The following is a 1,280-nucleotide window of genomic DNA, read 5'->3' as shown; positions in this document are numbered from 1 at the left end:
TACCGCGAAATGCAGAACACGGTGCACCCGGACCGCTTTGCTGCACAGCCGGATGCCGAACAGCGGGTGGCGATGCAGTGGGCAACCCAAGCGAACGAGGCCTATCAGACGCTCAAGCATCCGGTGAGCCGCGGCGTGTATTTGCTGAAGCTGCAGGGCATCGATGCGTTCGATGCCAGCAACACCAAAATGGCGCCGGCCTTTCTGATGCAGCAGATGGAATGGCGTGAAGCCATCGACGAGGCGCGCGCCGGCAACAGTACGGAAGCGCTGGATGCCCTGACCGACGACCTGCGCAGCGCACATCGTCGGATCGAGGCGCTGCTGGCCGAACTGATCGACACTGCGCATGATTATGCGGCGGCCTGCGAGGCCGTGCGCCAGCTGCGTTTCATGGACAAGCTCATCGCCGAAGTCGGCGACGTCTACGAAGAACTGGAACCCTGAACATGGCCCTGTTGCAAATCGCCGAACCCGGCATGTCCACCGCCCCGCACCAGCACCGCCTGGCGGTGGGCATCGACCTGGGTACGACCAATTCGCTGGTGTCCACGGTGCGCTCAGGTCTCGCCGTGGTGCTGGACGACGAGGCCGGTCATTCGCTGTTGCCCTCGGTGGTGCGCTACTGTGCCAGCGGTGAGATTGAGGTGGGGTATGCCGCGCAGGCCGCGCAAAACCGCGATCCGCACAATGCCATCACCTCGGTGAAGCGCTTCATGGGGCGCGGCATTGCCGACATCGACGACATCGCCAGCCTGCCGTACCGCTTCGTCGATGCGCCGGGCATGGTGCAGTTGAGAACCGCTGCCGGTGTCAAAAGCCCGGTCGAGGTCTCGGCCGAAATCCTGAAAACCCTGCGCCAGCGCGCCGAAACCGCAATGGGCGGCGAACTCGTCGGCGCGGTCATCACCGTGCCGGCCTACTTTGACGACGCCCAGCGCCAGGCCACCAAGGATGCCGCGCAGTTGGCCGGCCTCAACGTGCTGCGCCTGTTGAACGAGCCGACCGCGGCGGCGATTGCTTACGGCCTCGACAATGCCTCCGAAGGCATCTACGCGGTCTACGACCTCGGCGGCGGCACTTTCGATATCTCCATCCTCAAACTCTCGAAGGGCGTGTTCGAAGTGCTCGCCACCAACGGCGACTCGGCGCTGGGCGGCGACGACTTCGACCAGCGCGTGTTCTGCTGGATCGTCGAGCAGGGCCGCTTCCAGCCGCTGTCGGCGGGCGACATGCGGCTCCTGCTGACCAAGGCGCGCGACGCCAAGGAAGCGCTGACC

The 1,280-nt window shown here is 65.0% G+C and carries 2 protein-coding genes; both read left to right on the top strand.

The genetic code is table 11. The features are described 5' to 3' along the window. Positions 1-447 (top strand): Fe-S protein assembly co-chaperone HscB (gene hscB, locus Q8S38_RS21200; protein WP_305682328.1); only part of this gene is annotated, 447 nt, incomplete at its 5' end. Positions 448-449: 2 nt separating this feature from the next. Then, a partial coding sequence (locus tag Q8S38_RS21195) for an Hsp70 family protein (protein ID WP_305682327.1) occupies positions 450-1,280 on the top strand: 831 nt, incomplete at its 3' end.

Source organism: Allobosea sp., assembly GCF_030695125.1.
Taxonomy (GTDB): domain Bacteria; phylum Pseudomonadota; class Alphaproteobacteria; order Rhizobiales; family Beijerinckiaceae; genus Allobosea.
This window is presented reverse-complemented; position numbering and strand designations above follow the sequence as displayed.